The organism is Paenibacillus puldeungensis (assembly GCF_042678945.1).
Lineage (GTDB): Bacteria > Bacillota > Bacilli > Paenibacillales > Paenibacillaceae > Fontibacillus > Fontibacillus puldeungensis.
Genome location: NZ_JBHTLM010000001.1, coordinates 18,288 through 43,595 on the forward strand (window position 1 = coordinate 18,288; position 25,308 = coordinate 43,595).

General features: G+C 49.0%; 25 protein-coding genes and 1 pseudogene. 18 read left to right on the forward strand and 8 right to left on the reverse strand.

Annotation, left to right across the window (positions count from 1 at the left end):
* Positions 1-155: 155 nt before the first annotated feature.
* Positions 156-1,694, reverse strand: a complete 1,539-nt coding sequence (locus ACFQ3W_RS00080) for a DHA2 family efflux MFS transporter permease subunit (RefSeq protein WP_379315379.1) — start codon at positions 1,692-1,694, stop codon at positions 156-158.
* Positions 1,695-1,853: 159 nt separating this feature from the next.
* On the opposite strand from ACFQ3W_RS00080, the gene ACFQ3W_RS00085 reads away from it, so the two are divergent.
* Positions 1,854-2,597, forward strand: coding sequence for a TetR/AcrR family transcriptional regulator (locus ACFQ3W_RS00085; RefSeq protein WP_379315381.1), 744 nt, complete (start codon positions 1,854-1,856; stop codon positions 2,595-2,597).
* Positions 2,598-2,688: 91 nt separating this feature from the next.
* On the opposite strand, the gene ACFQ3W_RS00090 is transcribed toward ACFQ3W_RS00085, so the two are convergent.
* Together ACFQ3W_RS00090 and ACFQ3W_RS00095 are read right to left on the reverse strand one after the other, a co-directional pair.
* Positions 2,689-4,470 (reverse strand): SulP family inorganic anion transporter, encoded by a 1,782-nt coding sequence (locus ACFQ3W_RS00090; RefSeq protein WP_379315383.1) that lies wholly within the window; start codon positions 4,468-4,470, stop codon positions 2,689-2,691.
* 100 nt (positions 4,471-4,570) lie between these two features.
* Positions 4,571-4,900: an ArsR/SmtB family transcription factor gene (locus ACFQ3W_RS00095; RefSeq protein WP_379315385.1), complete on the reverse strand. Its 330-nt coding sequence runs from the start codon at positions 4,898-4,900 to the stop codon at positions 4,571-4,573.
* 200 nt (positions 4,901-5,100) lie between these two features.
* Between ACFQ3W_RS00095 and ACFQ3W_RS00100 the strand changes: the two genes are divergently transcribed.
* From ACFQ3W_RS00100 to ACFQ3W_RS00165, 14 genes and pseudogenes are all read left to right on the forward strand, one after another.
* A complete protein-coding gene (locus ACFQ3W_RS00100; protein WP_379315387.1) occupies positions 5,101-5,436 on the forward strand; it encodes an antibiotic biosynthesis monooxygenase in 336 nt (111 codons plus the stop codon).
* A gap of 58 nt (positions 5,437-5,494) precedes the next feature.
* The gene (locus ACFQ3W_RS00105; RefSeq protein ID WP_379315389.1) at positions 5,495-6,250 is read left to right on the forward strand and encodes an exodeoxyribonuclease III; all 756 of its coding nucleotides are present in this window, start codon (positions 5,495-5,497) and stop codon (positions 6,248-6,250) included.
* Between the two features lie 103 nt (positions 6,251-6,353).
* Positions 6,354-7,027, forward strand: a pseudogene (locus tag ACFQ3W_RS00110) (hypothetical protein).
* Between the two features lie 505 nt (positions 7,028-7,532).
* The gene (locus ACFQ3W_RS00115) at positions 7,533-8,267 is read left to right on the forward strand and encodes an ABC transporter ATP-binding protein (protein ID WP_379315391.1); all 735 of its coding nucleotides are present in this window, start codon (positions 7,533-7,535) and stop codon (positions 8,265-8,267) included.
* On the forward strand, positions 8,264-9,358 hold the full coding sequence (locus tag ACFQ3W_RS00120) for an ABC transporter permease (protein ID WP_379315393.1): 1,095 nt from the start codon (positions 8,264-8,266) through the stop codon (positions 9,356-9,358). The genes ACFQ3W_RS00115 and ACFQ3W_RS00120 overlap by 4 nt, the downstream gene beginning before the upstream one ends.
* Before the next feature lie 46 nt (positions 9,359-9,404).
* The gene (locus ACFQ3W_RS00125) at positions 9,405-10,073 is read left to right on the forward strand and encodes a TetR/AcrR family transcriptional regulator (RefSeq protein WP_379315395.1); all 669 of its coding nucleotides are present in this window, start codon (positions 9,405-9,407) and stop codon (positions 10,071-10,073) included.
* Positions 10,074-10,327: 254 nt separating this feature from the next.
* Entirely contained in the window at positions 10,328-11,116 is a 789-nt protein-coding gene (locus ACFQ3W_RS00130; RefSeq protein WP_379315397.1) for an alpha/beta fold hydrolase, read from the forward strand.
* 35 nt (positions 11,117-11,151) lie between these two features.
* Positions 11,152-11,949 carry a DUF1684 domain-containing protein gene (locus ACFQ3W_RS00135; RefSeq protein WP_379315399.1) on the forward strand — a complete coding sequence of 266 codons (798 nt, stop codon included), beginning with the start codon at positions 11,152-11,154 and terminating at the stop codon, positions 11,947-11,949.
* A gap of 98 nt (positions 11,950-12,047) precedes the next feature.
* Positions 12,048-13,655: an ABC transporter substrate-binding protein gene (locus ACFQ3W_RS00140; RefSeq protein WP_379315401.1), complete on the forward strand. Its 1,608-nt coding sequence runs from the start codon at positions 12,048-12,050 to the stop codon at positions 13,653-13,655.
* Between the two features lie 5 nt (positions 13,656-13,660).
* A complete protein-coding gene (locus tag ACFQ3W_RS00145) occupies positions 13,661-14,659 on the forward strand; it encodes an ABC transporter ATP-binding protein (RefSeq protein WP_379316335.1) in 999 nt (332 codons plus the stop codon).
* Positions 14,656-15,657, forward strand: a complete 1,002-nt coding sequence (locus ACFQ3W_RS00150; protein ID WP_379315403.1) for an ABC transporter ATP-binding protein — start codon at positions 14,656-14,658, stop codon at positions 15,655-15,657. The genes ACFQ3W_RS00145 and ACFQ3W_RS00150 overlap by 4 nt, the downstream gene beginning before the upstream one ends.
* A gap of 19 nt (positions 15,658-15,676) precedes the next feature.
* Positions 15,677-16,630 carry an ABC transporter permease gene (locus ACFQ3W_RS00155; RefSeq protein ID WP_379315405.1) on the forward strand — a complete coding sequence of 318 codons (954 nt, stop codon included), beginning with the start codon at positions 15,677-15,679 and terminating at the stop codon, positions 16,628-16,630.
* A 71-nt stretch (positions 16,631-16,701) separates the two neighbouring features.
* Positions 16,702-17,574 (forward strand): oligopeptide ABC transporter permease, encoded by an 873-nt coding sequence (gene opp4C / locus ACFQ3W_RS00160; RefSeq protein ID WP_379316337.1) that lies wholly within the window; start codon positions 16,702-16,704, stop codon positions 17,572-17,574.
* 229 nt (positions 17,575-17,803) lie between these two features.
* On the forward strand, positions 17,804-19,213 hold the full coding sequence (locus ACFQ3W_RS00165) for a deoxyguanosinetriphosphate triphosphohydrolase family protein (RefSeq protein WP_379316339.1): 1,410 nt from the start codon (positions 17,804-17,806) through the stop codon (positions 19,211-19,213).
* A gap of 343 nt (positions 19,214-19,556) precedes the next feature.
* Here the strand turns inward: ACFQ3W_RS00165 and ACFQ3W_RS00170 are convergent, their stop codons facing one another.
* Both ACFQ3W_RS00170 and ACFQ3W_RS00175 read right to left on the reverse strand, forming a co-directional pair.
* Entirely contained in the window at positions 19,557-20,126 is a 570-nt protein-coding gene (locus tag ACFQ3W_RS00170; RefSeq protein ID WP_379315407.1) for a thymidine kinase, read from the reverse strand.
* An 88-nt stretch (positions 20,127-20,214) separates the two neighbouring features.
* A complete protein-coding gene (locus ACFQ3W_RS00175; RefSeq protein WP_379315409.1) occupies positions 20,215-20,967 on the reverse strand; it encodes a hypothetical protein in 753 nt (250 codons plus the stop codon).
* A 215-nt stretch (positions 20,968-21,182) separates the two neighbouring features.
* On the opposite strand from ACFQ3W_RS00175, the gene ACFQ3W_RS00180 reads away from it, so the two are divergent.
* Genes ACFQ3W_RS00180 through ACFQ3W_RS00190 form a run of 3 tightly spaced genes read left to right on the forward strand, consistent with a single transcriptional unit; the run spans position 21,183 to position 23,682 of the window.
* The gene (locus ACFQ3W_RS00180; RefSeq protein WP_379315411.1) at positions 21,183-21,680 is read left to right on the forward strand and encodes a PH domain-containing protein; all 498 of its coding nucleotides are present in this window, start codon (positions 21,183-21,185) and stop codon (positions 21,678-21,680) included.
* The gene (locus ACFQ3W_RS00185; protein WP_379315413.1) at positions 21,677-23,203 is read left to right on the forward strand and encodes a PH domain-containing protein; all 1,527 of its coding nucleotides are present in this window, start codon (positions 21,677-21,679) and stop codon (positions 23,201-23,203) included. The genes ACFQ3W_RS00180 and ACFQ3W_RS00185 overlap by 4 nt, the downstream gene beginning before the upstream one ends.
* The gene (locus ACFQ3W_RS00190; protein WP_379315415.1) at positions 23,200-23,682 is read left to right on the forward strand and encodes a hypothetical protein; all 483 of its coding nucleotides are present in this window, start codon (positions 23,200-23,202) and stop codon (positions 23,680-23,682) included. Before ACFQ3W_RS00185 ends, ACFQ3W_RS00190 begins: the two co-directional genes overlap by 4 nt.
* A gap of 132 nt (positions 23,683-23,814) precedes the next feature.
* Here the strand turns inward: ACFQ3W_RS00190 and ACFQ3W_RS00195 are convergent, their stop codons facing one another.
* The 3 genes from ACFQ3W_RS00195 to ACFQ3W_RS00205 all read right to left on the reverse strand — a co-directional run bounded on the left by ACFQ3W_RS00195 (position 23,815) and on the right by ACFQ3W_RS00205 (position 25,213).
* Entirely contained in the window at positions 23,815-24,087 is a 273-nt protein-coding gene (locus ACFQ3W_RS00195) for a hypothetical protein (protein WP_379315417.1), read from the reverse strand.
* A gap of 34 nt (positions 24,088-24,121) precedes the next feature.
* Positions 24,122-24,247, reverse strand: coding sequence for a hypothetical protein (locus ACFQ3W_RS00200; protein ID WP_379315419.1), 126 nt, complete (start codon positions 24,245-24,247; stop codon positions 24,122-24,124).
* A gap of 117 nt (positions 24,248-24,364) precedes the next feature.
* Positions 24,365-25,213: a sulfurtransferase gene (locus ACFQ3W_RS00205; RefSeq protein WP_379315421.1), complete on the reverse strand. Its 849-nt coding sequence runs from the start codon at positions 25,211-25,213 to the stop codon at positions 24,365-24,367.
* Positions 25,214-25,308: the final 95 nt, after the last annotated feature.

The following is a 25,308-nucleotide window of genomic DNA, read 5'->3' on the forward strand; positions in this document are numbered from 1 at the left end:
AATATATTTAATGGTAGATGGTGAGAGAGGAGAGAATCCATTTCCTCTCCATCTGCTAGCGTATGAGTTACCGCCATACAAAAAAACGCCCGAAATTTGTTTCGGACGTTTTTTGCAATTGTAGCCAATAGCTCAAGGCGCAGCAGCGCAGGGGGTTAGCTGTTGACTCCATCCACGGAAGTAACGGCATCAATCTCATCTTGTTTTTCCACTTGGTTCAATTTGCCGCGCCGAAGCAGTAGGCCTAGAAGTGCACCACCAATGGCCACGAAAATCATGATATGGAACGTATCATCGAAGCCTTTAGCCAAGACGACCTGGGTCGCTTTTTTCATCGCTTCGGCCGACATTTGCGGAACGGCGCCGGCCTTCACGGCCGCCTGAGCGGCTGCTGCCTTCATTTCGTCCGCACGGAAGGTCGTTCTCGAGGTCAAGATGGTCACGAGCGTGGAGACGGCGAGCGAGCTAATGACCTGCTGCATGGAGTTCGTCAGTGATGTGACCCGGTTAATCAGCGGCTTTGGCGCTTTGTTCAGCAGATGGGTGTTCATCGGCATCGTCATCAGGCCCATGCCGGCCCCGCACATGATGAGCGGTAAAATGATATCGCTGCGCTGAGTCGTCAGATCCACGAAAGAATACTGGTAAAGCGCTCCGGAAACGAGACCAAGTCCAGCAACGACCAGCCATCTGACACCGATTTTATCGAAAAGAATGCCGGCAATCGGCATCATAAGGCCGGACGCGATCGCCTGCGGCAGCAGGGTCAGGCCGGTATCGAACGCGCCGAAGCCACGGGCCTGCTGCAGAAACTGTGGTAGTAGGAACAGTGCTCCGTAGAGGGCAAATTGGCCCACCCATTGCACAATAATACCGGCGCAGAAGTCAATCGACCGGAAAATACGGAGCTCGAGCAGCGGCGTGCTCGTTCTAAGCTCGGCGACGATGAACGCGGCGAGCGCTACGCCGCCTACGATGAGGCCGATGATCGTTTTCTCCGAGGTCCAGCTATCCGCCCCTTGGCTGACGCCGTAGGAAAGGGAGGCGAAGGCGAGCGGTCCGAGGACCATCCCCCATTTATCGAAACCAGGCACTTTATTTCTTTCTACTTTAGGAAGCTTGCGGAGCCCGATAAGCAGGCAAATGATCCCGACCGGAATGTTGATGAGGAAAATCCAACGCCACGATTGATATTCTACGAGCCAACCCGACAGTACAGGACCGATGGCCGGGGCAAACAGTACAGGAATCCCCATGATCCCCATAACTACGCCGACTTTGTTCATTGGGCTCAGCCTGTAGACGTAAGCCATGGCAACCGGCAGTACGCAGCCGCCGCCTAAGCCCTGCAGCACTCGGAAGGCGATGAGCCATTCGGCTCGATTCGGCGTAGAGCATAAAATGGACCCGATCGTGAACAGCACGACAGCTCCGAGAAAAATATTTTTCGCTCCAAAACGGTCGGACAGCCAGCCCGACAACGGGATGACAGTGGCCTGAGCCAGCATATAGCCGGTAACGACCCACTCCAGCGTCTTCAGATCCGTATGAAAATCTTTGACAAGTGTGGACAGAGCAACATTCATCGCCGTGTTGTCGAGAACAACCATGAACACTCCGGCAATAATCGCCAGAAGCGGAACCAGAATGTTGCGCAGCCGGAATTCCGATTGAGGCTTTAACGCTTGCTCCATTTTCTACCCCTCCTATACGACCGGTGATCCGTCGTTGCCTCCCGGCCGATTTCTCTTTATAATGAGTCTGACGACAAACATGCGGACAATTGTCCGAATAACATCTCTCAGTTTACGGACAATTGTCCGTTGAGTCAAGAGCATATAGGGGGCTAATCCATGAATCCATCCGAGAAACCGCCAGAGGACGTATTTGCTGCTGAACGATATGCCAAACAAGATACCCGAAAAGAAGTGACCCACCTGCTAATAGATGCAGAACAGCCTGAGGAGCCAGGGCTGAAGAACTCTCAACGCCCCAAGCGGGAGGACGATCCATATAAGGCGCGAATTCTCGACGCCGCCCGGAAACTGTTTGATAAGCATGGACTGAAGGACGTCAGCATGTATCAAATTGCCAAAACGGCGGGAATCGGTCAGGGCTCGCTCTACCGGCGTTATGCGGATAAAGGTGAAATTTGTTACGAGCTGCTGAAAAACTACTCCGAGCGTTTGTTAACCGGATTGGAGGAAGACGTTCGTTCGGTGGAAGGAAATTTCAAAGCCAAGGGAGTATCCGCTATGGATACGCTGCTTTCCAGCATTAAACGGATTGTTGATTTTGTCGATGAACACGCCGAGTTGCTCATGGTGATCAAGTCCGAATTTAACGGCAAAAGGCAGCCCACCCAGTTTGGGCATCCATTGTTTGTGCGGCTGAATGCGATTATCACCGAGATGTTAAGGCAGGCACTGAACGCTGGAGAAATTTGTGATATCGACCCGCAGTTTATGGGAAGTGCTTTGATTGCGGTGTTAAGCCCGGATTCGTATCTGTACCAACAGAAATACCAGGAGACAAGTAAAGAGGAAATCCTGAAGGGCATCGTTCGCATTTTGCGTGCGATGGCGCCACCTAAATAACGTAATTAACGTAAAAAAAACCTCCGAGGCAGCCAAGTCGATCGACAGGGTGGCCTCGGAGGCTTAGTATGCACGTTTTTAATGTGAGATGTTAGAAAGTCACTTTGCCTTCACGCACCAGCGGGCCGGCCAGATCGGAAATGGCGTGGCGTTCGGATTCCGCTCCGCAAAGTTTGGAGCATTCCCGGAAGGCGAAGTGTCGGCAGCCCTGGCACTTTTGGCTCTCTATTTTGCCAAGCGCGTAGTTTAAGGCTACACCGGTATGCTCAAAAAAGTGCTCTTCGCCAATGAGATTGTAACAGCCCGTTTTCTTCAGCAGTTTTCGCGGCTGCGGACGCAAACCGGACACGATGACCGTTACGTCCGAGCTTTGCAGCTTTTTCACAAGTCCCGAGAAATTGGCTTCCCCGGTCGTATCCATAAACGGAACTTTCCCCATGCGGATGAGAACAACATGAAGATGCCGCCCGTCTCCGATCTGCTCATGAAAATTTCGTTCAAACGTCTGTGACGCTCCAAAAAACAACGGTCCGTCCACGGTAAAGATGGCTACTTGAGGGCAATCGTGATCTTCAGTAACCATATGGGCCTTAACCTTCTCGTTGGAGGAGGACGGGTCGGGGAGCACCTTGTCTACGGTCAGCAATTCGCTCATCCGTTTGACGAACAACACGGCTGCCAGTACCAGACCGATCTCCACGGCTGTCGTAAGGGTCGTAAATACCGTCAACAGGAAGGTGACGAGCAGAACAAGGGAGTCTCCTGTCCGCGTCTTCAGCATATGGGCAAAAGCCTTGCGTTCGCTCATGTTCCAGGCTACCATCATCAGAATTGGCGCCATGCTTGCCAGCGGGATCGTGGAAGCATACGGAGCGAACAAAACGACGATTAGCAGTACCACCAAGCCGTGCATAATGCCGGACATCGGCGAAACGGCGCCGCTCTTGATGTTCGTTGCTGTACGAGCAATGGCGCCGGTTGCCGGAATTCCGCCGAACAACGGGGTAATGATGTTGGCGATCCCTTGTCCGATGAGCTCTCGGTTGCTGTCGTGGCGGGATCCGGTCATTCCATCTGCCACCACGGCCGAAAGCAGCGATTCGATGCTGCCGAGCAGAGCGATAATGAGCGCAGGCTGCACCATCGGCACGATGTTGTCCCATGTCAAAGGCAGCATCTCCAGATGGGGCAAGCCGGCGGGAATATCGCCATAGGCAGAGCCGATTGTAGTCACCTTGCCTGGGAAGAGCCAAAGTGCAGCTAGCGTCGAGAAGATGATACCTACAAGAGAGCCCGGTACCTTAGGAAGATATTTCGGCGTTAGCAGAAGGGCCGCAAAGCAGATGCAGGCGGTCAGGATACTGTACATATTTATCGAAGGCAGGCGCAGCACGATCTCTTTCATATTTTCAAAAAAGTACTCATGCCGTTCTACACCGCGAAGTCCGAGAAAGTTCCCAATTTGGCCGCTAAAGATCGTCACGGCGATTCCGGCGGTAAAGCCGATCGTCACCGGTCTCGGGATAAATTTGATGAGTGCCCCAAGCCGGAGCAGGCCCATCAGAACGAGAAAAATCCCGGCCAGAAAACCGGCAATCAGAAGGTTCTTATAGCCGTACTGCATCACAATGGCGAGCAGAATCGGAATGAAAGCTCCGGTTGGACCTCCGATCTGAAACTTTGACCCCCCGCAAAGCGATATGAGAATCCCCGCAATGATCGTCGTGTACAATCCGAACTCCGGCTTCACTCCTGAGGCGATGGAAAAGGCCATCCCGAGCGGAATGGCTACAATACCGACAATGCATCCTGAGATCAAGTCCTTGCGAAAGGATTGAACGTTATAATTTTTGTACCTTCCTGTCCACTTCATTCTTAATACCCTTCTTTTCTAAATGATCTGCTGCACTTTCTCCTGCTGTCTTTAACGCAAAAAATTTCCCCAGCCCGTCGGGGAAACTTAAACCATAATCCTATTTTTGGCTCCGAATCTCTTCCAGCAGAGAGATGGACTCGACTAAATGGTTGTCGAAAATTTGACGGGCAACCGCGAGTAAATCCTTGAGCAGCGGATCTCGCAGCGAGTAAACGACCGTAGTCCCTTCTTTTACCGTATTAACGAGGTTTTTGGCCCGAAGCACGGCTAATTGCTGGGATACGGCTGACCCTTCCGAACCGAGTATGGCCTGAAGTTCATTGACATTTCGCTCACCCTCGCTCAATACTTCCAGAATACGAATACGCATCGGATGGGCGAGTGCTTTGAAAAATTCGGCTTTAAATTGCTGTAGGTTCACGTCCATCAAAATAAACTCCTTAAAATCTGAAATTTCATATCTCTGAATCTTTGCATATTTAACATAATAGCATAGGAATCATTTTTGTGTATAGAGAAATTTAAGGTGTTTGAGGATGAATATTGAAAATGGTATCATTAATAATGATAATCATTATCAATGTGGTGGTGAAGTGAATTCACATTATGCCAGGGGAGGTAAAACGGATGTTTGTGATGACAAGAACGATGATCATTGAGAAAGGAAACAGCGATAAAGTGCTGGCTAGGTTCAGCGCGGAAAGCCCGATCGATCAAATGGACGGACTGGTGGATATCAGCGTAATGATCAATCGGCAAAGCAAGGAACACGAAGAGGTAATCGTCGTCATCCGCTGGGAGTCGCAGGAGGCATGGAAAAACTGGGAGAAAAGCGAGGCGCATATCCAAGGACACAGGAATAGCAAGGGTCAGCAGCCGCCTTCTTTTATCATTAGTACTACGGTGAACATGTACGACGCCCAGGTGGTCAAGAAAGGAAAAGCATTTTTAGGCGGGGCATGATACACTAGCAATTGAACTCATTCATTACTATAGGAACGATCTAGCAAGGAGACTTAAAATGAAGCTGTTATCATGGAATGTCAACGGTTTGAGAGCTTGTGTGGGCAAAGGGTTCATGGACTATTTTAATACGGTGGATGCAGACATCTTCTGCCTACAGGAAACGAAGCTGCAGGAAGACCAGATCGAGCTGGACCTCGGCGAGGCGTATGAGCAGTATTGGAACTATGCGGAGAAAAAAGGGTACTCCGGGACCGCTGTGTTTACACGGATCAAGCCGCTTTCGGTACGCTACGGGATGGAGGAGGACTATGAGCCGGAAGGGCGCATCATCACGCTGGAGTTTGAGCGCTTTTATCTTGTCACTGTCTATACGCCTAACGCCAAGAGGGACCTGTCCCGCTTGGATTACCGGATGGAGTGGGAGGAGCGGTTCCGCGCATATCTCAAACAGCTGGACGAAACGAAGCCGGTCATCGTGTGCGGGGACTTGAACGTTGCGCACAAGGAAATCGACTTGAAGAACCCGAAATCTAATGAGGGCAATTCCGGATTTACGCCGCAGGAACGCGAGAAAATGACGAACCTGCTGGAAGCCGGGTTCACGGATACGTTCCGATATTTTTACCCGGACAAGGAAAATGTGTACAGCTGGTGGTCGTACATGCCAAAGATACGCGAACGGAATGTTGGGTGGCGGATCGACTACTTTCTGGCTTCTTCACGTCTGGAGCCGACACTTGTGGAGGCGGGCATCGATTGCCACGTCATGGGCAGCGACCATTGCCCGGTAACGCTGACCATTGAGCCGTGATATAATCAGGAATAGACGAAGAACGTCCTTTTGACCTGCGAGGTTAGCGGGTAAAGGGGCGTTCTTTTATTTTTAGCGAGAAGTGGGAGATAGTATGGATATGATGGATTTTGATCAGTCACATCAAGCGTTTATTGAGAGGCACATGGTAGGCAGATCGGGAGAAAGGAAGGGACGTCTGCAAAGAGGGCATAATTATGCTGAAAAGCTGCTGCTAAAAACGTGTGGTGGCCGCTCTTTGGAACATTAGAGCATTTGCACCCGGAATATGAAGTGTACGATTGGAACCGGAAGTCTCAGTTTCTCGATTTCGCTTTTTTACCGCCTTTCGGGCAATTCGGCATTGAATGCGACGGTTTCCAAAGCCATGTGAAGGAGATGGATCGGGAAAAATTCAGCTATGCGCTAAACCGCGATACATTTCTAACGGGAATGGGCTGGAAAATGATCCATTTTTCCTTTGACGATGTGCAAAATCGCCCGGAGGTTTGCCGCATGCTATTACACCTGGCCATTGGACCCTACGGGAAATTGAAGCAGGCGGCGGATCCGCTTGCGCTTGCCGACCCTTTCGAAAAGGAGGTATTACGGTTGGCATGGAGTCTGGGAAGAGCGATTCGACATAAAGACGTTTCGAGCTACTGCTTGGTGAACTTTCGCACAGCTCGCAAATGGCTGAACGGTCTAGTCGAGAAAGGACTGCTGCGACCTGTTACGGGTGGGAAATACATCTGTCATTATGATCTCACAGATAGCTACACCAATGGGCTAGTGTAGTTACGTAAAGGGGGGAGATGATCGGGGAGGAAGGTGACGGGTGTTACAAGGATTGGGTTTACGAAATCCCAAGCTACCGTCGCCTTCTCCATTAAACTCACCTCAAATGGGGCTTTTACTATCCTGTCATTGAAGGAATGTTGTATTTCATACAACAATTCGTGGGCTGATTGGGGGTATCTTAGTGTATTGTTGTATTCCGTACAATAATTTTGCGGTATTTAGCGGCCAAAAGGCTAAAATGTTGTATACAATACAACAATCGCCGTGTTAGCTCCCCGCAGGCTCCCAAAATGTTGTACGTTGTACAACATATTCTCTCAGAAGGGGATTAAGCTGGCTGTAATGCCTCAGAGTAAAGAGTTTTGAAGCTAATAATAAAAAAATTCAAAAAATGAGTGATTACTCACTTGACTGCTCCGCAGCGTGGGAGTATAGTTGAATCATCGAAAGTGAGTAAGTACTCACTTTTATAATCCAACCACCTCTTAGAGGAGTGAATGAGATGGATAGACAACAGGAAATTTGTATTCAGGCTAAGAACGTAATTCGCAAATTTGATGAAAAAGAAGTGCTGCACGGGATCAGCCTCGATGTGCGCAAGAGTGAAATTTTCGGGTTGCTCGGGCCGTCAGGCTCAGGCAAAACGACCTTCGTCAAAATGATCTCCGGCATCGACGAGGCGACGAGCGGGGAAATTGAGGTGCTCGGCACTCGGATGCCAAAGCTTACGATGATGAACCGTATTGGCTATATGGCTCAATCCGATGCGATGTATTCGGAGCTCACGGCGAAGGAAAATCTTGAATTTTTTGGCGCGTTATTCGGACTCCGGGGAGCAAAGATGAAACAGCGGATCCAGGATGTGATGGAGCTTGTTAACCTGACCGAGCATCTGAAACGCCCGGTTAGCGCCTATTCCGGCGGGATGAAGCGGCGCTTGTCGCTCGCTATAGCGTTGATGCATGAGCCGGAGGTACTGATCCTCGATGAGCCAACGGTTGGGATCGACCCGGTGCTGCGCAAATCGATTTGGGACGAATTTGAGCAACTGAGCCAGAAAGGAACAACGATCCTGGTCACGACGCATGTCATGGACGAGGCTGACAAATGCCATCGACTTGGTATGGTGCGCGATGGCAGCTTAATCGCCGTGGGAACTCCCGAAGCGCTTAAGCAAGAGACCGGCAGCGCCACGATTGAAGAAGCATTCCTGTTCTATGGAGGTGTACGCAAATGAGAATTCAGGCCCTGATTGTTCGAATTACTCGCCAGTTTATTCATGATAAACGCTCGATGGCTTTGCTGATCATCGCCCCGCTTCTAGTGCTGTCCATGATGTTTTTGGTCTTTAACGGTGACCCGTATCAGGCCAAAGTCGGTACGTTGAATCTTCCGGCTCCCCTATCTAAAGCCTTGGACGCATCCAACGCAACAGTAACGAATTACACCACGGATGAGGAAGCGGAAGAGGCACTGGCAGACCAGAAAATCGATGCCATCATTCGGATCGACGGAAACGTTCCACACATTAAGCTTGAGGGCAGTGACCCTACGAAAAACCGGGCCGTTATGCTGCTGATTCAGAAGGCGATGCAGACGGGAACAGCCCCGATGACTGCAGCACAGACACAAACTCAAACACAAGGTGCCAAAGCGTTGCCTATTCAAGCTTCTGCTGCGAAGTCACCGGCTCCGGTTTTTGAATATTTGCACGGCAGCGCGGATATGTCTTCTTTTGACAGCTTCAGCCCGGTACTGATCGGTTTATTCGCCTTCTTCTTCGTCTTCCTGATCGCTGGCGTATCTTTCCTGCGGGAGCGCACTACCGGTACGCTGGAGCGGCTGCTCGCTACCCCACTGCGGCGTTGGGAAATCGTTACCGGATATATGCTCGGCTTCGGTATTTTCACCAGTCTACAGGCGGTGCTCATTGCCGGGTATACGGTTGGTGTACTTGGGAGCATGATGGTCGGCTCATTCTGGTACGTGCTGCTCATTATGCTGCTATTGTCGGCAACGGCTCTAAGTTTTGGCACTTTACTGTCGGCGTTCGCTGATTCGGAGTTCCAAATGATTCAGTTCATTCCCATCGTCATTGTACCGCAGGTATTCTTCTCCGGTCTGTTTGATCTGGAAAGCATGTCGCCATATCTAAGCTGGATCGCTTATATTACGCCATTGAAATACGGTGCTGACGCCCTTCGCAATGTGATGCTTCGCGGTGAAGGCTGGAGCTCGATCGCAATGGATGTCTATGTTCTGGCCGGATTGTCTCTCGTCTTTATGGCGGCCAACGTCCTCGCATTGCGCAAGCATCGGAGAATATAGTAATCTTGTGAGAGGCATTGAATCGTAATAGAAAGGGGATACCTCTATGTCAGACAAGCAAGAACAGTGGCTGGAGGATCTTATCCGGCTATCCGCAGAGGACAAGGAGAAAAAGACCGAAAAGCAGATGAAAATTTTGGAGGCTGCGGTCGAAATCTTCTCGGAAAAAGGATATGCCGCCACCTCAACCAGTGAAATCGCGCAAAAAGCGGGCGTTGCAGAAGGAACGATTTTTAGGCACTATAAAACGAAAAAGGATCTCCTATTGTCCATCGCAGGCCCGATTGTTTCGAAATTGCTTTTTCCGTTCGTTATTCGTGATTTTGTGAAAATGATCGATCTTCCTTATGAACGTGCTGACGATTTCTTCCGGGCGATTGCCAAAGATCGATTCAAATTTGCCCGTGAAAATACGAAAATCATCAAGATTATCATCCATGAGCTGCCCTTTCAGCCAGAATTGATGGAACAGGTTAAGGTTTTATCTACAGAGTATGTGGTCAAACGAATCAAAAAGATCATCATTCATTTCCAGGAGGAAGGGCAAATTATTGAGGCGCCGCCATGGCGAGTGATGCGAACGGGTGCCAGCGTTTTGATGGGCATGATTTTAACCCATTTATTTATTTTGCCGGACTTTCCTATCGATGAAGACGAGGAAATTGAGCGAACGATCGATATACTCATGTATGGGATTGCCGGCCGAAAGGAATAGATGAAGAGAAAAAACCCGCGTAAGGACGAAAGTCGTCCTTACGCGGGTTTTTGCATTTGTTGGCTTAGTTATCTGCAAGTTTTCTGAATATTAAGAATTATTATTATAAAATAGTTGTAGTTAATAGGCAAATTGTGGTTTACTACTTATCAATATGACTAGAAAGCGAGTGTGCGTTAATGTTTGCTACTCTGAATGGTACCCGCATTTTTTTCGATGTGGAAGGGTCTGGCTATGTTCCAGAGCGTGATCGAATGCGTCACCGGCCAGTATGTATTGTTGTTCATGGAGGCCCGGGGAGTGACCACGCCGATTTCAAACCCTGGCTATCGCCTTTGGCAAATGATCTACAAATCATATATATGGACTTACGGTCCAATGGGCAGTCGGATCGGGTAGATCCGGCAATCTGTACTCTGGAGCAGCTTGCGGATGATATTGAGGCGCTGCGCATCTATCTTGGACTTGAGAAGTTTACTTTGCTGGGACACTCTTTTGGGGGAATGGTAGCGCAAGTTTATGCAGCGCGGTATCCGGAATCCCTTAACAAGCTTGTGCTTGTATGTACGGCCCCCAGCTATGACTTCTATAAAGAGGCTCTTACATATGCACAAAAAGTGGCATCACCGGAGCAACTGCAGTTCATTCCGGATTTGTTTGAAGGACGCATTGAAGATGAGCCGCATCTCATCCGCTGGTGGGATCTCTGCTATGATCTATATTTTCATACCCATGATGAAGAACTGATGAGAGAGACCGGCAATCGACCGATCGGCTCGCTTGAAGTGTCCAACTACACTTTTAAGCATTTCATGCCGCAGTACGATGTCCGTCCGAAGCTGCCTTCGGTACATGTTGAAACGCTGATTGTCGGCGCGAAATACGATTGGATCACGCCTGTATCACAGTCAGAGGAAATCTATCGTTTGCTGCCGAAGTCACGGCTTGTGATATTTGAGCACAGTGGGCATATGCCTTTTATTGAAGAAAATGAAGGTTTTATAGATTTGGTTTCCGGCTTTATTGTCGGTGAGCAAAAATAGCAGTAGAAAATACCATGAAAGTTAAGAGGATAAATATGAGAGATTTGCAGATTTCAGATTTTACAGGTTGGCGGCAAAAACGTCAGCAGTCGGTAGCCGGGTTTCAGGGCGATTTGACACTGGTTGGACTCCATCGGATTGAAGAGCCAATGCACATAAAAGGGATTCCAGGGCTATGGGCTCCCCTTGCCCCAGAGACACCGGGACTCACCTTAACGGTAGCCGAGTCCGATGCAATCACCGTGGACGACCAACTAGTAGACGGGACGGTACAGCTCTACGTGGACCGCTCGGTGGTAAGATTTTCACGTACTTTAACGGCTACGGCTACAATGCAGCCAGGTTCACCTCATCTGCTGGCGGTTTGGGACGACAATGCGGATATGTTGCAGGCTTATCAAGGTATTTCTTCATTTCCTTATCATCCCGAATGGGTCATCCAAGCTGAATTTGTGGCAGAAGCGGCGGATCGGACGATGGCGTTTTCCCATGTGGATGATACGGATGGATCTTTGCGATACCATAAGTCACCCGGAGACATCACTTTTATGAAGGAAGGGGTCAGTTACCGACTTACACCGTTTGCTTCCGATGGTAGTTTGCTCATTATTTTCGGGGATCGGACCAATGGGGATACCACTTACGGGCTGGGAAGAATGCTGCTTGTGCATCCGGAACAGGACGGCTCGGTTACGCTTGACTTTAATCGCAGTTTTCTGCCGCCCTGCGCCTTTTCCCCTTATTTTAATTGCCCGATTCCACCGGCCAACAATCGACTGCCATTTGAAATCGATGCCGGGGAGAAGCAGACATTGTTCTTTAAAATTAAATAATTTAATATTGACAGGATGAGACATGCAGAATACTGTTAAATCAGAGATGAATAATATGAATTAATCAAGGAGTGGACAGCGTGAAGGTTAGTTTTACTATGAAAAATCTATTAGCTGTTGTTCTTAGCGCAGCTTTATTGGTATTGCCAGCATGCAGTCAGGCTTCGACATCTTCTCCTACCGCAGCAGGGACAGGGGCATCGTCGAAAAAGGTCGTTAACGTAGGGGTTACCTATTCGCCCAATACGCTGAATCCATTGTCCCCGGTAGGCCTTGTCTCCACGTATGTGACGAGCCTGATGTTTCTGCCATTGGTCGATATTGACGAAGACCTGACGTTTAAGCCGATGCTGGCGGATTCGATCAAAACGAGCGATAACAAGACGTTTACAATTAACCTGAATCCTAATGCGAAATGGACGGATGGGACTCCGGTTACGGCGGACGATGTGATCTTCACGTTGAAACTGATGACCAACGCAAAGGCTGCTTCAACTTATGCTTACATGTTTGCGATTCTCGAAGGTGTGGACGATTCGGGTTATTTGCCGGAAGGATCAACGGATATCTTGGGTGTGAAAAAAGTGGACGAGCATACACTTACGTTTACGACGAAGGCACCGACGACGCTCAACATTTTCCAAGATACGATCGGCCGCTATTTGATGACGGTCCCGAAGTCCGCTCTTAAAGATGTAGCTCCGGAAAATATCAATAAAAGTGCGTTCATGCAGAAACCGACGGTAACGAACGGTCCTTTCAAATTGGTAGAATACAACCGGGACCATTTTGTACAGCTGGAAGCTAACAAAAATTATTTCAAAGGTGCTCCGAAAATCGAGCAGTTGAACTTCAAAGTGTTGCAAGGGACGGCGATTTCCGCCCAGCTTCAAAGCGGTGAAATCGATATGAACATCCCATCGGCTGGGGTAATCCCAATCAACGACTATGAGAAAATCAAGAGCTTGGCTAATGTGACGACCGTGGAAGGGCCCCCTGTGGCTACCCAGTTGATGTATATGAATGAGCAGACCGTACCCGATGTGAAGCAAAGACAAGCGATCTCCTATGCGCTTAATCGTGAACTGATCGTAAACAACCTGCTTAAAGGTTCAGGGGAAGTGACTGACGGCTTTTTCACAAGTTACAGCCCTTACGTGGATTCCAGTGTGAAACCGGTCGCTTATGATCCGGATAAAGCCAAGAGTTTGCTGCAGGAATCTGGCTGGGATTCCGGGAAAACGTTGACCTTATCTGTTCTGTCCGGGGATAGTACATTGGAACAAGCGGCTAACATTATCGGGGAAAATTTAAAGAGCGCTGGAGTCAACGTCAAGATCCAAATGGCTGACCTCGCAACTTTGATCGATACCATTGTTAAAACGAAATACGACTTGGCCATTCTTACCGTATCCATGACACCGGTAAATCCGCTCCCTGATGTAGCGTATTTCTTGCAGAAGGGAAACCCGAACGGCTATAACAACCCTAAGGTAGACAAATTGCTGGCTTCGCTCAGTGCGGAGACGGATGAAGCGAAGATAAAACAATATTATAGTGATCTACAAAAGATTGTCGCACAGGACGTACCGATGCCTTCTATCTACGCTACCAAGCCGCTAGGCGCTGTGAATAAGCGGGTTGCAGGGGCGAAACCGAAAGATTTCGGTATGTTTATCAATGTAAACGAGTGGGATGTTAAGTGATCGATATGGAAGATTTGCTCAAGGTCAGCCACCTCCAAACTGCCTTTGACAGTGAACGTGGGCAGTCGATCAGCGTCGACGATGTCAGTTTCCGAATGAAGCCAGGCGAGACATTGGCTATCGTAGGAGAATCGGGAAGCGGGAAGAGCGTTACGGCCCTGTCCATCATGCGTTTGCTAGGAGGGGGCAGCCATATTCTGAAGGGTCAGGTGCTGCTTGACGGCACCGACCTCCTCAAGCTCGATGACAAGGCGCTGCAGGAGATCCGTGGAAATCAAATCTCGATGATCTTTCAGGAGCCGATGACATCACTGAACCCAGTGCTTACGATCGGCTATCAAATGTGTGAAGCCATTGTGCTTCACTTGAAGCAGAGTAAGAAGGAAGCCCGCCTCAGCGCCATTGAAATGTTGAAAAAGGTTGGACTGCCGAGAGCCGAGGAGATCATGAACGAGTATCCTTTCGCCCTATCGGGTGGAATGAGACAACGGGTCATGATCGCGATGGCTCTTTCTTGCAAACCGAAGGTTTTAATTGCCGATGAGCCTACGACCGCGCTGGATGTAACGGTTCAGGCACAGATCATGAAGTTGATGAAGGAATTGTGCGCAGAGGCGGGTACGGCCATTCTCCTCATTACACATGATCTGGGTGTGGTTGCGGAAATGGCCGACCGGGTACTTGTTATGTATGCCGGGCAAGTGGTGGAGGAGACGGATGTGTTCACACTCTTTGAACATCCACAGCATCCTTACACGAAAGGATTACTAAAGTCGATTCCAAGACTGGATGCTGAGGATAACGAAGGTCTTGAATCCATACCAGGGACGGTGCCAACACACTATGAGACGATTCCTGGCTGCCGGTTCTACAATCGCTGTTTTATGGCGACTGATAAATGCCGGCAATTAACTCCCGAGCTGATTAAGACCGGAGAGGATCATTTATCCCGCTGCTGGGAAGTCAAGGGCTACGAGGACCGGGTAGGAAGGGGAAACCTATGAACCATCAAAATCTTGCAGGCATTGAAAGCTCAGCCCCCCTTATTACTTTAGAAAATGTGAAGAAGTACTATCCGATTCACAAAGGAATTATTCATCGTACCATCGATGAGGTCAAGGCTGTTGATGGTGTAAATTTCAGTATATATCCCGGGGAGACATTGGGACTCGTCGGTGAATCCGGCTGCGGCAAATCAACGATAGGCAGAACCATCGTTGGTTTGGAACAACCTACTGCGGGGCGAATTGTGTTCGAAGGAGAGGATATTACCGATCTGTCGGCCCGTGAAATGATTAGGCTAAGAACAGAGATGCAAATCGTGTTCCAGGACCCTTATTCCTCACTGAATCCAAGGCAACGGGTCGGGGATCTATTGGCGGAACCGCTGCGAGTTCACCGCATGGTTGCTGCCCCCAATATCGACAAGGAGGTAGACCGACTGCTGGAGCTAGTGGGGTTGCCGAGGGACAGCAAAAAACGATTTCCACACGAATTTTCGGGAGGTCAGCGGCAAAGAATTGGGATCGCCAGAGCTCTGACCCTGCGGCCTCGGCTGATTATTTGCGATGAGCCGGTTTCGGCGCTGGACGTGTCCATTCAGGCACAGGTATTGAACCTGCTCAAGGATCTCCAGAAGGAACTAAAGCTGACTTATTTGTTTATTGCGCACGGTTTAGGTGCGGTCAAATACGTCAGCGATCGGATCGCCGTCATGTATCTTGGAAAAATCGTAGAGATGGGTACGGCCAAGGAACTATTTTCGAACCCGAAACATCCATATACAAGGGCATTGTTCGATGCGAGTCCTATAGCCAATCCGCGGCTCAGGGACCGAGAGAAAATGGTGCTGGCCGGGGATGTTCCAAGCCCGGTCAATCCTCCGCAGGGATGTCGTTTTCATACCCGATGTCCGATGGCGACAGAACTCTGCCGGGAACAGGAGCCGGAGCTGACGGGAGATCAACTTCATGCCTCCGCCTGCTTCTACTCTGAGACTTAAGATCCGAGGTGTTTTTCCATTGTTCAAATATGTATTTAGGCGGTTGCTGATTGCCGTGCCGGTTCTGCTTGGCGTGACCGTTATCAACTTCATCATTATGAAGATGGCGCCAGGAAATCCCGTTGACATGCTTATCAGTCCGCAAATTCCGGCGGAGGCGCTGGAAGCGAAGCGAATCGAGCTGGGGCTGAATGCTCCGGCTTATATGCAGTACTGGAGCTGGTTTACTCACTTGCTGCAGGGGGATTTAGGATACTCCATGGTGACTTATGAGCCGGTGGGACAAATGATTTGGTCGCGGATCGGCCCTACCTTGCTGCTGATGGGTGTCTCCTTGATCCTCGGCGTGGCCATCGCTGTTCCGCTGGGAATTCTGAGCGCCAGAAAGCAGTATTCCAAATTGGATTATGCGGCGGTTACCGGATCTTTTCTAGGTATATCGATTCCGAACTTTTTTCTCGGACTGGGGCTTATTTATATTTTTTCGTTATGGCTGAAAATACTTCCTTCCAGCGGGATGACGACTCTCGGGGGGAACGGTGGGTTCGTCGATGTACTGCTGCATATGGTCATGCCGGTCATTGTGCTTACAGCCAATGTGGCGGGGAGAAACATCAGATATGTGCGCTCCAGTATGCTGGAGATTTTGGAGCAGGACTATTTGCGGACAGCGCGAGCCAAGGGGCTTAAGGAAGTACTGGTTGTCAACCGGCATGCGGTGAGAAATGCATTGATTCCGATTGTGACCGTACTTGGGATGGAGATCCCTATTTTGTTCGGTGGAGCGGTTGTGATTGAACAAATATTTTCTTGGCCCGGAATTGGTCAATTGACGATGTCTTCCATCATGAACCGGGATTATTCTACGATCATGGGACTTAACCTGATGGCTGCGGTGATCGTGATTATTGCCAATTTACTCACAGATATTGTGTATGCCCTGGTTGATCCAAGAATCAAATATAGCAAATAGAGAGTGGCGGTAACATGAACCTTTTTAAAAGATACTTTTCAGGGCATACGGATATGCAGAACGAGCAGGCGATGAACTGGCAACTGGGAGAGGAAGCGGAAGACTCCTTCAAGAGGTTGTTCTGGCGCAGGTTCAGACGTCATAAGCTGGCGGTTGCCGGACTGGTGGTTATCGCCGCGCTTACGTTGTGCGCCATTTTTGCCCCTTATTTAACACCGTATAAGCCTACGGCCATGACAGATAGCTTTGGCGCAGCTCCCTCGCTGCAGCATTGGCTCGGCACGGATGAGGTTGGCAGGGATCAACTGACCCGCCTTATTTTTGGGGCCAGGGTATCACTAGCCGTAGGGATTGGAGCGATTCTCATCTCGGCGATCATCGGAACGCTCTTGGGGCTTGTGTCCGGTTATTTCGGAGGATGGGTCGACGGCGTGATCATGAGATTGACGGATGTTTTCATGTCGTTCCCTTACATTATGCTGATCCTGGTCGTGGCAAGCATCGTTGGTCCGGGACTTACGAACATCATTCTGATTCTCGGCTTTTTAGGTTGGCCGGGGGTGGCTAGGCTCGTTCGTGGCAGTGTGTTATCTGTGAAGGAAAGTGATTATATCAAAGCGAGCGTGGTGCTCGGCTTTAAATCCCCGCGTATCCTGTTCGCTCATATTCTTCCGAATACGCTGGCGCCGATCCTGGTCTATGCAACTTCAGGGGTGGCGGGAGCTATTTTGGACGAAGCAGCGCTTAGCTTTCTCGGCCTTGGCGTGCAGCCTCCAGCACCGAGCTGGGGAAATATGCTGGCCAGCGCCCAATCGCTTACGGTGCTGACTTCTCAGCCTTGGCTTTGGATTCCGCCTGGCCTCATGATTGTATTGACCGTGCTCTCGATCAACTTTATCGGTGATGCGCTCCGTGACGCACTAGACCCGAAGAACAACCGGTAACGCTCTGGTGATATGCAAATCTAATTAATCTAGTAAAAAGCCGAGTGTGTTATCCGCTTGGCTTTTTTCACTGGATGGAGAAATGGCCAACTAAATATATGAAAATGCATCCGCGCTCATACTACGCTGTTGCTTTCAGCATTCTAGAATAAGCTTTATGTTATACAGCGGCAAAGCTATAATATCATAAAGCATATCATTTGAAACGGTGAGCAGGGAGTGAGGCATGATGGATATCGAACAATTAAGAGAGCATCGGCAGTATCCCGATAATATCGGGCATGAAACGAACCGTGCGACATTTGAGCGTGACTATTCACGGCTCATCCATTCGCCGACGTTCCGCCGCCTTCAAGGGAAATCGCAGGTGTTTGGGGCTGGAACAGGTGATTATTACCGGACGCGGCTGACGCATTCGCTCGAGGTGGCCCAGATCGCCAGGGAAGCCGCCCGCAGCCTGCTGCGGGCTTACCCCTCCGTCGCATCGGAAAAGGCGGCTCATCCAGGGTTAATCATTGATCCCGAAGTCGTGGAGTGCGCGGCGATTTGCCATGATTTCGGCCATCCTCCGTTTGGCCATAAAGGGGAAGAGGTGCTTGACGGCATCCTTGAGCAGCTTAAGGAGGATAAGATTAAGCAGGAGTTAAGCGGCCGAAGTGTGTCAGTAGATGAGGAGAAACGAGTGCGTGAGGCGGTTCAGCGAAAATACGAGCATTTTGAAGGCAATGCGCACAATTTCCGGTTGATGATGTTCCTTGAGAAGCGTGAAAATATCGACGGATTGAACTTATCTGATGCCGTCTTGCTCGGCACGAATAAATATCCTTATCCCGGAACGGTGATCAAAAAAGGTCTGTACCAGCATGAGTGGGAGTACATCGCCTATGTCAGGGACCGTTGGGAAATGCCGGAGGGAAAAAAGACGTTTGAAGCACAGCTCATGGACCTGTGTGATGACATCGCTTATTCGGCGCACGATCTTGAAGATGGCATCAAAGCCGGAAAAATCGAGGTGCATGAGCATTTTTTGAAAGATTCGCACATTGAGCGTCTCATCGTTGAGAAAATTATGACCTTGGACGATTTCTTCTGGCACGGCTGGACGCCGGAGCAGGTGCGAGTCAAGGTGGAGGAAGTGCTGGATTCTTTCTTGTCGATCTGGAAAACGAAAATGCCGATCTGCGATCATGATTATTCCCGAACCCGGCGGGAGGTCAAGGCCTACTGGGTTAGCCTCTTTGTAGGCAGCCTGGGGGTTACCGAGGATGGAAACTGGCAGAAGGTCACCTTTGTCAAAGAGGGAAAAGAAGACGAGGACATGCTCCGTACCGTCAGCGTACTCAAAAGCTTCGCCTGGGTGACGATGATCCGCGATCTTCGGGTCCAGCGTCTGCAGAAGCGCAGCGCCTGGGTGATCAAGCGGTTGTGGGACGCCTTCGTCGATCCGGTTACCTCGAAGTCGATTATCCCCGGCGACTGGCTGCGCCGTTTTGACCGAGATCAACAAAAAGCAAATCCGATCTGGACATGGGAGCATATGATCATCGACTATATTGCGGGCATGACGGATGCCTACGCCGAGAAAATCTACAATGAGCTTTACGGGTTAAAGGTCGGATCGATTTATGATTTAGATTAGAAGGACGGGTCGTAGTAGTTGCATTTAGTACAGTTAAATCTTGCCACTGATGGCCGTTTTTGAAATCTAGTTGTATTAAAATCCAGAAATCCGTAATTTGCCCGGAAATAGATGTACGAAATGCACTTAGTGGTGTGAATTCACGCCGCAAAAGTAACTTGAGGAAGATGGGGAGGAGCAACCCAAAGGGGAATGGGCATGGAGCGAAAATAAAGCAGAAATGGTTCGTGAAGCAGAACAGAAGAGGGATGGGTATAGGATGAAACCCATACCCATCCCTCCCATCACTCCGATGTAGAAGTCTAAGCTAACTCAAAGGACGCCGCCAGGCGTTTTTCTTTTTTCATAGTGGCGGGTTCGCGTGGCATTTTCGGCAAACCGGATAATATGATTCGTTGCCGCCGATTTGAATCTGCTCGCCTGTATAAACGGGTTTGCCGTTCTCAACCCGCAGGTTCATCGTCGCTTTCCGTGCGCAGAACCAGCAGATCGTTTTCATTTCCTCGATTTTATCCGCGTAGATGAGCAGAAGGCGGCTGCCCTCGAATAACTGGTTCTGGAAGTCGTTCTTCAGCCCAAATGCCATGACGGGAATATCCAGTTCATCCACGATCCGGACGAGCTGTTTGATGCTGCTTTCGCTAAGAAATTGGCATTCATCCACAAGGATACAATACAGCTTAGGAGTATGATTTTTGACGATGCCATAAATATCCGTATCCCCGCTTACCGGGATAGCTTGTCTGCGCAGACCGATTCGGGAAGAGACATATCCTACCTCATCGCGGTTGTCCAGGGCCGAGGTGAAGAGGAGCACCGGTTTATTCTGCTCTTCATAATTGTGAGCTACCTTTAAAATTTCAATCGATTTGCCGCTATTCATTGCTCCGTATTTGAAAAATAACTGTGCCAATCCAGGACGTTCCTCTCTATTTGGTGATATCGCGCCCGAGACTTTACTGCGCCGGGAAGCATGATTATTCTATCATAAAATAATCCTATTATTTAAGCGGAATCTGCTTGGACATTTCTTCAAATTTCTTCAGTACAGGGGTAACATGTGGCGTGATCCGTTTTAAATATTTAATCGAAGTCTGTCTGAACAGTTGCGTGTTCTCTGTCAGGTCATCAACCACCGAGTACTGCTTGCTGATGGTCCCCTTTTTATAGTCTACGAAAAACAGTGATGCGTTCTTCCATGCCTTGACCATATCCGTCATATTCTCGTTAATCGTCATAACATACAGCGTTTCATCGCCATTTTTGTAGGTAAAAGCGTAATCCGGGTCCGCGACGGCGTGCTGAGCACGGTATCCGCTGAGAAACTGGCCTTTCTTGAACGTTCCGATCCGAAGGTCCTGCATAGAGATTGTACCGTCCGTTTCTCTTATCGATTCATGGCAGGTTCCTTTGCCGGTCATTGAGTCATCGCTCCAAGCCCCGTTATAGACAACCTTGTGAGTCTTTCCCTCTTGATCGACATACTCGTTCATATATTTGCCGCTACCTGAGCGCTTGCCGTAGGCAAATTGACCGGAGTATTGCTTCTTGTCTCCCCAAAATATCGTTCCTACGCCATTCGGTTGACCGTTTGACAGCTCGCCATAGTAGGTGGTGGAATCAGATAACTTAACCCATTCTTTTGCAGGAGCTGCCTGAGCTGAGGACACCTCCATAAGCGAAGCGGTTGCGAATGTAGCAACCAGTGCGAGTGGTAGCACGACAAGCGTTACCTTTTTCATCAACTTTCTCATCTATCCTATCTCCTTTTCCTGGTTAGGGACCTCTATTTATCGTTTACATTATACACCTATGCTTCTGAAAGAATCTCCGCCTTCTAGTCTAAATCAAAGCGTTGAACGTGGGAAAAAAGATGGTTTTCTGTGCTCATTATTGAGTTTATGCAAATTGATAAATAGAGTGATGCTTGCTAAACTAGGGAACAGTTGGAATTGTCAGGAGTGATGTTATGGATTCGCCAATCGAAGCGCCGAATAATCGACTTTCTAAGGATTCGGTTAAGATTTGGATGATCAGCGAGACCTTGCAAAGTGCTGTGATGCTCTTGCTGATGGGCATTCTGCTGTATTTGGACTATCGCCTTTCATGGGTGGTGTGGGTCGGATGGATTTTAATAGCCCTAACACTATTATTTGTGTTGCTCTCTATTTGGTCGATTTTTTTCAGACCTCAGATTCTATATGCCCACTGGCGTTATGCGGTAACGGAGCAGTTTTTGCAGTTGAAGTCCGGTTCCATTACAGAGGTGAATGAGCTGGTCCCAATGACCAAAATTCAATCGGTGGCGACAAAGCAGGGGCCACTGCTACGAAAGTATGGCATGTATTCCATTTCCGTTAAAACAATGGGTTCCACGCATACGATCCCGATTTTACCGGAGGAGGTCGCTATGGAGCTGCGTAACCAGATTGCTCACTATGCAAAAATAAAAGAGGTAGACGAATGACGACAGCCAAACGATATCATCCTCTTGTGATGCTGCTAGGAGTATGGAAGCTGGGAAAGAGCAGCATATACTTTTTTATTCTATTATTTGTTTTGAAAATGGGCTCACACTCAAAAACGGTTACCTACGGCAGACTGGCTCTTCTACTGATTGTTGGAATCGGGCTGATTGCTATCGTGTGGCGATGGCTGAACCGGCGCTACCAGGTTGATGGTGCTTCCTTTCATCTGTACCAGGGATTCTTTATCAAATCAAAAAGAGTTATTCCGTTTGCGAAGGTTCAAAATGTGAACAGGCATATTTCGTTGTTCCATCAAGTATTCAAAATGACTTCTATTCGTTTCGAGACGGGAATGGAAGGGGATGAATCAGCGGTAGAATTCAGCGTTATTTCTCGTGCTGAAGCTGACCGATTGGAGGGACTCGTTTCCGGTCAGATGAATGGTGATCTCGAGGCTGCCGAAGAGGGTGAGGTGGCAAGCGAATTGCCATTACAGGCACAGATCCAAGGTTCCAATCGGACGCTGCACTTCAGCCCAACCCGTAGGGACTTGATTAAAGCGTCCTTTACCTCGCTCAGCTTTCTAGTTCTAATTCCTGTTCTGTACTCGCTTTATGAGAAGGTGAACGACTTCGTCCATGTCGATGTTGAAAAGGAAGCCAAAGGATTACTTACGGTCATCTTAGGCTCGTGGTGGATCGGTTTGGTCGTTATCTCAGTACTTATCATCGTTTCGATCGGACTCGGAATCGCCAAAACGATGTACAAATACGGGAAGTATGAAATATCGTCGGACTCGGACCGAATATATATATCAAAGGGGCTGCTGGAGAAAACGGCATTTTCAATCTCCAAGGATAAGGTTCAGGCTATTGAAATTAAACAATCGTTTATGAAACGACTGCTCGGGCTGGCGGAAGTAAAACTAACGACGGCGGGCCACTTGGGTGAGGAAAAAGAGGAGGTTAATTCACTGTATCCTTTTTTGCCACTGAAGCAGGCCTATTCGATCATTTCCGAAATTTTGCCGGCATACGAAATTACTTCGGAGATGGAGGCTCTTCCGAGAAAGTCGCTATGGGCTCGTATGTTACGACCGAGCTGGATCTGGATCATCGCGACAGGTCTATTAATTTACTTCAAGCCTTCTCTATTTGGACTGAAGCAAGCATGGTGGCTGCTGTCTGTGGTTCTGCTGATCTGGATCGCTGCTTCGAGATATTTTAACTACTTGTTTACCCGGTATATCATTCGCGACCAATTCATTCAGTTTCGAACCGGCGGCTTTACCTCTAATCTGTTCGTTTCAAAACGGGAGAAAATCGTTGAGGTAAAAGTTACCCGGAGCTATATCCAGCGAATATTTGAACTTGCATCAATTTGTACGGTGAATCGGGCTCGGCCAATCCAGCATCATGAGGTACATGACATCCCTTTAAAGGTTGCTGAAGCCTTCTATACGTGGTATATGGAAAGAATGCAGGAGATTAAGCTAGATTCGGGGAGAGAAGACATAACATGAACGCATATCCTGTTGCTATTGAGGAATTCCACAATACGATTATGATGCTACGCGGCATTACGGGGATTGAAAGCGGGGTTGAAAATTTAGAACCGGTAGATTCAGTACTGCTTAGGCAGGCCCCGTTCGCGCATCTTCCTCATGCTGCCTTATACCGAACCGGGGGTGGACTCGAAAATGAAGTCTTGATCCAGTTCGAAGTAATGGTAGATTACTCACTAGAAAGTATGTTATCTATAGAATTTCTGGCGTGGTTCGTACGTGATTTCGCTAGAGGAGGGACGAAAATTCAGCTAAGGCCCTTCGCTCTTCCGCCGGACACTCCTTTTGGAAGACAACTGGGAACATCGCTAAAATATCACCTTGAGCTTTTCATGGACGGTGTAGAGGATAGCTTGGAGCCCGTCTACGATGTGATCCGCAGGCTTGATCTTTCCTTAAACAAAGCGATCGACCTTTATGAAATTCCGTTGAAATAACAAATGCCATTATAAAAGAACCTTTGAAGGTCCTCACACTCAGTCTTTACAGGCGTACAGCCAATGTGTAGACTAATGAGTTTAAAAGGGGGACCTTCAGTATTTCCTGTGATCGTAGAACTTACTAGATGGTTATAAATTTTTGATGGAATCCAGTATTTCTCCAAGCGTAACATCGCTTAGCTCATTAAGAAGCTTATCTGCTTTTGTTTTCTTGCGCAATGATCCGCCGAGTACAATTTGTATGTTCTTATTCTTGTCTATGAGAACCGAGTCTACAGATAATGCCTGACTTAATAATCCGGTAATTACCGCTAACTGCTGGGGGGTTAGCCCGGCGAGAAAACTCAAGTCTAATCCGTTTGACGGTGGGCATCCTTTTTTATTGTCCGAACGTTTAGGCATGAGGTCCCCCCCTGCGCACTTCATTTTTTTCCTTTTACACGGAGACGATGGTGTCTGACTCTCCCCCGCCACCATCGCTCCCAAGCCCGAAAATAAAGGAAAGACTGATTACGACAACAACGATCAGTGTAATCCTCCTCTTTATCTCATCATTGTCCATCTTTATATATCCTTTCCTGCCCGCAGGCTGTAGTTAACGAATGAATCGCGTCTATTGGTATTATATTTCTGCAATTGGAAAGTGTGAGGGTCATTTGGTGGGGAGAGGCCTCGGCTTTCACTCATCCCCGGTCGCTACCGGGTTCTCCTCATAGCTGATCCAGTCGCTCCAGCTTCCCGCATACAGCTTGACCTGCTTGTAGCCGAGACGGTAGAGAGCGAGCACATTGGGGCAGGCGCTAACGCCGGAGCCGCAGTAAATAATGACCTCCCGACCGGAATCAATCGCCGCAATCACAGAGGCAAACTGTTCCTTTAACTGGTCGTTACTCTTCCAAGCTCCCGCCTCGTTCAAAACCTGCTTCCAGGACCTATTAATCGCTCCCGGTATATGCCCGGCCTTCGCGTCGATCGGTTCCTGTAGACCGGCATAGCGTTCGGCATCCCGCGAGTCAACCAGCAGTACATTGGGGTCATCCAGCGATTGGCGCACCTGCTGCATATTAGCTAGCATTTCTGGCCTTGGAGTGAATTGAAAGGAAGCCGGAACAGTAATCCGCTGTTCAGCTGTTACGGGATAGCCACTATCTTTCCAAGTGCTGAAGCCTTCGTCCATCACATAAACGTTGTCATGCCCTAACCAATGCAGCAGCCACCATAACCGGGAGGCATTCATACCCCCCTGATCGTCGTAGGCAACGACACGGGTGTTGTTGCTGATTCCTGCCCGGCCAAGACGTTGGGTCAGCATAGCCGGATCGGGCAGAGGATGCCGACCGCCATGTACGGTAACCGGTGCCGAAAGATCCTCCTTCAGATCAAGATAGACAGCGCCGGGAATATGCGATTCTGCATAAGCTTCCCGACCGGATTCCGGACTAGTAAGCTCAAAACGGCAGTCAACAATTACGAGATCCGGCTCATAGAGGCGGGCAAGCAACCACTTTTTTGACACAATCGGATTCATCCTATTTCTCTCCTAACCTTTGATTTTTAGCTGGTGCGGACATCGCCGACCATTCTTTCCCCAATGTAGCACATGGAGCAGCCGGGTACAATTAA

Bases quoted from the DNA above. Each gene is read 5' to 3' on its own strand.
- ACFQ3W_RS00080 (WP_379315379.1), bottom strand. From the start codon at position 1,694: ATGGAGCAAGCGTTAAAGCCTCAATCGGAATTCCGGCTGCGCAACATT.
- ACFQ3W_RS00085 (WP_379315381.1), top strand. From the start codon at position 1,854: ATGAATCCATCCGAGAAACCGCCAGAGGACGTATTTGCTGCTGAACGA.
- ACFQ3W_RS00090 (WP_379315383.1), bottom strand. From the start codon at position 4,470: ATGAAGTGGACAGGAAGGTACAAAAATTATAACGTTCAATCCTTTCGC.
- ACFQ3W_RS00095 (WP_379315385.1), bottom strand. From the start codon at position 4,900: ATGGACGTGAACCTACAGCAATTTAAAGCCGAATTTTTCAAAGCACTC.
- ACFQ3W_RS00100 (WP_379315387.1), top strand. From the start codon at position 5,101: ATGTTTGTGATGACAAGAACGATGATCATTGAGAAAGGAAACAGCGAT.
- ACFQ3W_RS00105 (WP_379315389.1), top strand. From the start codon at position 5,495: ATGAAGCTGTTATCATGGAATGTCAACGGTTTGAGAGCTTGTGTGGGC.
- ACFQ3W_RS00115 (WP_379315391.1), top strand. From the start codon at position 7,533: ATGGATAGACAACAGGAAATTTGTATTCAGGCTAAGAACGTAATTCGC.
- ACFQ3W_RS00120 (WP_379315393.1), top strand. From the start codon at position 8,264: ATGAGAATTCAGGCCCTGATTGTTCGAATTACTCGCCAGTTTATTCAT.
- ACFQ3W_RS00125 (WP_379315395.1), top strand. From the start codon at position 9,405: ATGTCAGACAAGCAAGAACAGTGGCTGGAGGATCTTATCCGGCTATCC.
- ACFQ3W_RS00130 (WP_379315397.1), top strand. From the start codon at position 10,328: ATGCGTCACCGGCCAGTATGTATTGTTGTTCATGGAGGCCCGGGGAGT.
- ACFQ3W_RS00135 (WP_379315399.1), top strand. From the start codon at position 11,152: ATGAGAGATTTGCAGATTTCAGATTTTACAGGTTGGCGGCAAAAACGT.
- ACFQ3W_RS00140 (WP_379315401.1), top strand. From the start codon at position 12,048: ATGAAAAATCTATTAGCTGTTGTTCTTAGCGCAGCTTTATTGGTATTG.
- ACFQ3W_RS00145 (WP_379316335.1), top strand. From the start codon at position 13,661: ATGGAAGATTTGCTCAAGGTCAGCCACCTCCAAACTGCCTTTGACAGT.
- ACFQ3W_RS00150 (WP_379315403.1), top strand. From the start codon at position 14,656: ATGAACCATCAAAATCTTGCAGGCATTGAAAGCTCAGCCCCCCTTATT.
- opp4C (WP_379316337.1), top strand. From the start codon at position 16,702: ATGAACTGGCAACTGGGAGAGGAAGCGGAAGACTCCTTCAAGAGGTTG.
- ACFQ3W_RS00165 (WP_379316339.1), top strand. From the start codon at position 17,804: ATGGATATCGAACAATTAAGAGAGCATCGGCAGTATCCCGATAATATC.
- ACFQ3W_RS00175 (WP_379315409.1), bottom strand. From the start codon at position 20,967: ATGAGAAAGTTGATGAAAAAGGTAACGCTTGTCGTGCTACCACTCGCA.
- ACFQ3W_RS00180 (WP_379315411.1), top strand. From the start codon at position 21,183: ATGGATTCGCCAATCGAAGCGCCGAATAATCGACTTTCTAAGGATTCG.
- ACFQ3W_RS00185 (WP_379315413.1), top strand. From the start codon at position 21,677: ATGACGACAGCCAAACGATATCATCCTCTTGTGATGCTGCTAGGAGTA.
- ACFQ3W_RS00190 (WP_379315415.1), top strand. From the start codon at position 23,200: ATGAACGCATATCCTGTTGCTATTGAGGAATTCCACAATACGATTATG.
- ACFQ3W_RS00195 (WP_379315417.1), bottom strand. From the start codon at position 24,087: ATGCCTAAACGTTCGGACAATAAAAAAGGATGCCCACCGTCAAACGGA.
- ACFQ3W_RS00200 (WP_379315419.1), bottom strand. From the start codon at position 24,247: ATGGACAATGATGAGATAAAGAGGAGGATTACACTGATCGTTGTTGTC.
- ACFQ3W_RS00205 (WP_379315421.1), bottom strand. From the start codon at position 25,213: ATGAATCCGATTGTGTCAAAAAAGTGGTTGCTTGCCCGCCTCTATGAG.